Annotated in this window: 5 protein-coding genes; 2 read left to right on the top strand and 3 right to left on the bottom strand. The window is 31.1% G+C overall.

Annotated features, from left to right (window positions below; translation table 11 throughout):
• From AC4FQX_RS14095 to AC4FQX_RS14085, 3 genes are all read right to left on the bottom strand, one after another.
• Positions 1-1,638, bottom strand: a 1,638-nt coding sequence (locus AC4FQX_RS14095; protein ID WP_491168357.1) for a leucine-rich repeat domain-containing protein, incomplete at its 3' end; no start/stop codon positions are given.
• A gap of 507 nt (positions 1,639-2,145) precedes the next feature.
• Positions 2,146-2,853, bottom strand: a complete 708-nt coding sequence (locus tag AC4FQX_RS14090; protein ID WP_491168356.1) for a DUF5020 family protein — start codon at positions 2,851-2,853, stop codon at positions 2,146-2,148.
• Positions 2,854-2,996: 143 nt separating this feature from the next.
• Positions 2,997-3,512 carry a DUF2165 family protein gene (locus tag AC4FQX_RS14085; RefSeq protein ID WP_491168355.1) on the bottom strand — a complete coding sequence of 172 codons (516 nt, stop codon included), beginning with the start codon at positions 3,510-3,512 and terminating at the stop codon, positions 2,997-2,999.
• Positions 3,513-3,865: 353 nt separating this feature from the next.
• Here AC4FQX_RS14085 and fabD point away from each other — a divergent pair, with 353 nt between their 5' ends.
• Together fabD and AC4FQX_RS14075 are read left to right on the top strand one after the other, a co-directional pair.
• The gene (fabD, locus tag AC4FQX_RS14080) at positions 3,866-4,741 is read left to right on the top strand and encodes an ACP S-malonyltransferase (protein WP_491168354.1); all 876 of its coding nucleotides are present in this window, start codon (positions 3,866-3,868) and stop codon (positions 4,739-4,741) included.
• A gap of 99 nt (positions 4,742-4,840) precedes the next feature.
• Positions 4,841-5,212, top strand: coding sequence for a four helix bundle protein (locus AC4FQX_RS14075; protein WP_491168353.1), 372 nt, complete (start codon positions 4,841-4,843; stop codon positions 5,210-5,212).
• Positions 5,213-5,385 lie beyond the last annotated feature (173 nt).

Below are 5,385 nucleotides of genomic sequence, written 5' to 3'. Positions count from 1 at the left end.
CTCTGTTGGTGTTTGTATCACTAAATGATCTTCTAACTCTTCTTTTCTGTTATCTTTTATCGTTATACGATATTCTACAACAAGATCAAAATACTTCCATGAATTTGATTCCTTATCCCAAAGAGTTGAACCGGGATAACTTGCATTGGTCATTTTACAAATAAGAGTTGCTCCATCATAGGCTTTTCCGGCAATAAACTTCCCTTTAGCGATCTGTTTCAACTCTATCGGAACACCTGATTCGGTATACCAGCTATATACCGTTGTATTACCTTTAATCGAATATTCATGACTTAAATCAATTTCCTGTCCGGCATCTATAATCCCTCCTTCAACAGTCTTTTGAGGGGAATACTCCCTAAGTACAGAAGATGAACTTTCCATATCAGATAAAGTAGATAATGTAAAATGATTCAGAAAACAATCCAAAGCCCATAAATTCACATTCTTAGAAACATCCAAAAACGTTAACTGATTAGCAGAACAATCTAAATAAGCTAAATTTATATTATTTGAAACATCCAAACTTGTTACCAAATTAGAATTAAATTCCAAGTCTCTTAATTTTACATTCTTAGACACATCTAAACTCGTTAATTGATTAGAGGGACAATGTAAACGGATTAAATCTACATTATTTGAAAGATCTAAACTCGTTAATTGATTAGAAGGACAAACTAAATATTTTAATTTTACATTTTTAGAGACATCTAATGACCCCAACGGATTACCATTAGAAAACAACTGATCTAATTTTACATTCTTAGAGATATCCAATGACTTTAATAAATTCTTAGAACAATTCAAAGCCCATAAATTCACATTATTGGAAACATCCAAACTCGTTATTAAATTATCACCACAACTCAAAGATTTTAAATCTATATTATTTGAAACATCCAAACTCGTTATCGAATTAAAATTACAATTAAAATATCTTAAATTTATATTCTTAGAAACATCCAAACTCGTTAACTGATTAGACTGACAATCTAAATCTGTTAATTTTACATTCTTAGAAACATCCAAACTCGTTAACTGATTAGACTGACAATCTAAATCTGTTAATTTTACATTCTTAGACACATCCAAACTCGTTATCGAATTTGAATCACAATTCAGTTTGATTAAATTTATATTATTAGAAACATCCAAACTCGTTAACTGATTAGACCAACAACTCAAATATCTTAAATTTACATTCTTTGAAACATCCAAATTAGTCAACTGATTTGAATTACAATTCAAACTGGTTAAATTTACATTCTTGGAAACATCCAAATTCGTTAACTGATTAGACCAACAACTCAAATATTCTAAAGAAACAAATTTACTAGCATCTAATGTCCCGTATAATAATTCGTTAGCCACTAAATATAATTGTATTAACCGCTTGGGAGATGCTGTATTCCACCATGAACTGTGAGCTATTTTAGTAACCCACGCTTCCGAAGTGCTCCAGTTTAAAGTATCGGTTGTAGCTAAACCCAAAACATGCAGATTCAACTGTCCCGGTTTATCCGTTGGCTGACGAAGAAAAACACGCAATCCTTCTTTATCATCTTCATGATACGTTTGCGCCTGTATGCTACTGCAAAATAAAAACAAAATAAAAAACAAATAGTATATTTTTTTCATAAAAATAAATTTAAATAAAACACTGATTAAGTTAATTAAACGAAAATAATGTTTTAATTATCAAAATAAAAATAAACCTCTTTGTTAATTTAATAACAAACAGAGATCGTTTGTTATATTATTTGTTTTATAAAAACATATAAAACAATATGTTGTAATAAATTGGAAAAATAAAAATAGACACGATGTGTTAAAAATCTTTATGGATTTTACTTTTTGAAAATGAGATAAGAATATATTCAATACACAAATAATATTAACCTATAATTTCTATACGTTTTTGAAAGCTTTACAGGAATCCGGATAAATAAAAAAATCCGGTATTCGATTGAATATAATCGAATACCGGACACAAACTATAAATAACACTTATTTTTATTTTATTCTAAAACAAAAGACTCTTTAATTCTTTATTATTTTATGACTGGTTATCCCTTTGGAAGTATAGGCTTTTAAAACATGAACACCTTTTTGAAGATTCCCATATGATTTTCTATTCGATATTCTCTAAAAAGTCCATTTCCCTGCAATTGTAGGCAGTACATATAGTTTGTTATTATAATTAGCATAAAAGTTATTACTGATCTCTATCTCTGATCCAAAAGCTAAATTTTCATTTATATTATACCAAAACTGAGGTTCAGTCAGAAGAATTACTTTTTTACTCCCTTCTCCGGTCAAACGATCCTTATTTTCAGTCCAGACATCCATAAAACCCGTTATCGTTATTTTATTATTCCAGAGTGAAGTACTCCAACTAACGGTCCACTGAATATCATTACTCCCTTTTTCGAAAGAATTATACTTATAAGCAATATAGGTATCAATGTGTACTTTGCCAAAGTTATGCGTAAATGAAGGTCCTATCAGATAAGCATTAGGAATAGAAAATCCTGAATTATTATCACCTCTTACAATACCTCCATTGAATTCAATATGAGGCACTATAGGGCTATTGCCTATTTTTATATTTCTGCCTATTTCTAAATAAGCCAAACCTATATCTCCTTTACTCTGGTTAAAATCAAAATCTATAAAACCAAATGTTGAACCCCACTTATCCGCTTTAAACATTTGAAAAGTCGCCGTAAAATAATTACGAGGAGCAACATCATCATGTAATGCATGACGGGGATCAAAATGCAGTTGTAACTCCTGTGATGATACGTTTAAAACTATTAAAAGGAAAGAACCTATTAAAAAACACTTTTTCATAACTCTAATTATAAATTCATTACTATAAAAACTGTTATCTAATATTAAAAGCTTTTATTATTCTATTTGAAATAAGAATACCGATTTAATTAAGGTAGTATTTCATTATACAACCTTAATTAAATCGGTATATTGATAATTAATTAATCGTCATTTTTCATTGATACATACACAAGCCCTATAAACATATAGGTAACTAATCGATTAGCGTCCGGAAGTCCGTTCCAGTAACTCATCCACATACCAAACCACTCTGCTCCGACAACCTGAAAACCAAAGAACCAAAGAAGGCAACAAAATGTCAACGCTATTATAGCAACACGTTTAGAGTTATGAAAGGTAGCGGCATCCGCTTTTCTAAACTTCCACATATCGTATACTCCTTTAAAACAAAGAAAAGTAATCAGTGTTTCAATAGAAATTAACGAAATATAGGTTATGTGATGCACAGTAGTATTTGTAATGGCACGATACATTATGGAAGCACCTTGTCCCTCTTTCAGTGTATCCATATTCATCACATGATGTACAAAATTATAATTAGTCCAATAGTCTGTTATATTTCCATAAATAACGAATAAAGCTAACATCCCGACAGTAAATACAATAATAATTTTGGAATATCTCAAAACACTCGCTGTAGTAAATAAATTTGACATGTTATAATACTATTAAATCCCTCCTACTCTTTTCAGGTTTTTCGGATACACCTTAATCTTATACTTGGTAAAAGTAACAATATTTATTATTTCACTGCAATTAATATATACTTTTCTTTTAATTTGTTAATTTTTAATTTATTTACGATGATCCGATCTAAGTAAACCTAATCTCATGACGGCTCTTTTTCTGAGTATACAACTATATTTCATAATTATAATATTAGTAAATAATATGGTTAACTTTCGCTTTAAATCCTATACTGTATTTAATTTAAAAAAAACAGTACTTTTGCCTTTTTGGCTGAATCTTATTTTCGGTCATATCTATTTGAATCTTTTAAATATTATTTATGAAAGCATATGTATTTCCAGGACAAGGAGCCCAATTTACCGGAATGGGGAAAGAACTTTATGAACAATCTCCTTTGGCTAAAGAACTATTTGAGAAAGCAAACGAAATAGTAGGATTCCGTATCACAGATATTATGTTTGAGGGTACTGCTGAAGAACTGAAAGAAACAAAAGTAACGCAACCTGCTGTATTTTTACATTCTGTAATCTTAGCAAAAACATTAGGTGACAACTTCAAACCGGAAATGGTTGCAGGTCACTCATTAGGTGAATTTTCTGCTCTGGTCGCTAATGGTGCGCTATCATTTGAGGATGGACTAAAACTGGTTTCTAAACGTGCCCTGGCAATGCAGAAAGCTTGTGAAATCACACCTTCAACTATGGCTGCTGTTCTGGGACTGGAAGATAAAATCGTAGAGGATGTCTGTGCTTCTATTGATGGAGTTGTGGTTGCTGCTAACTATAACTGCCCTGGTCAGTTGGTTATTTCAGGGGAACTTAAAGCGGTAGAAAAAGCGTGTGAGGCAATGAAAGAAGCAGGTGCAAAACGTGCTCTGATACTTCCTGTTGGTGGTGCTTTTCACTCTCCAATGATGGAACCTGCAAGAGAAGAACTGGCTGCTGCAATTGAAAACACTACTTTTAATACTCCTGTATGCCCGGTATATCAGAATGTAACAGCAACAGCTGTATCTGACCCCACAGAGATCAAAAAAAACCTGATTATACAGTTAACTGCTCCTGTAAAATGGACACAGTCTGTACAACAGATGATAAAAGACGGTGCAACTTCATTCACTGAAGTAGGTCCGGGAAAAGTACTGATCGGTCTGGTTGGTAAAATTGATAAAAGTGTGGAGACAGCTTCGGCTTAGTTTTCAGTTTTTCAGTATACAGTTTTCAGTGCCAGTATACAGTATACAGTACCGGTTAACAGTATTCAGTTCTGTATTATAAATTAATAAAACAATATTATGAATTTCAGAGAATTATTAGTTTATAAAAAGGCATTTGAAGTGGCAATGGAACTATTTGTATTATCTAAGACATTTCCAATTGAAGAAAAATATTCTCTTACAGATCAAATAAGACGTTCATCAAGAAGTGTTTGTGCAAATGTTGCTGAGGCTTACAGAAAAAGACGTTATGTGAATCATTTTATCAGTAAATTGACAGATAGTGATGCTGAAAACTCTGAAACCAATGTTTGGTTAGAATTTTCATTACGTTGTGAGTATATTTCTCAGGAAAAGCATACTGAATTAACAACTAAAAATAATGAAGTTGGAAAACTTATCAATTATATGATTAACTATCCCGAAAAATTTGGCTGTAAAATCCAATAACATCATAATAAAAATCCCAAACTGAAATTAATCTGTTTGGGATTTTTTATTTGATATATATTCTAAAAAACCACATGTAAAGTATCGAAAATCGAGACTGAATACTGAATACTGAATACTGAATACTGAATACTGAATACTGAATACTGAATACTGAATACTGAATACTGAAT

This window comes from Flavobacterium sp. AK-301 (assembly GCF_058310215.1).
Note: the sequence above shows the minus strand (reverse complement) of the source record. Positions and strands in the feature narration are given on the sequence as shown.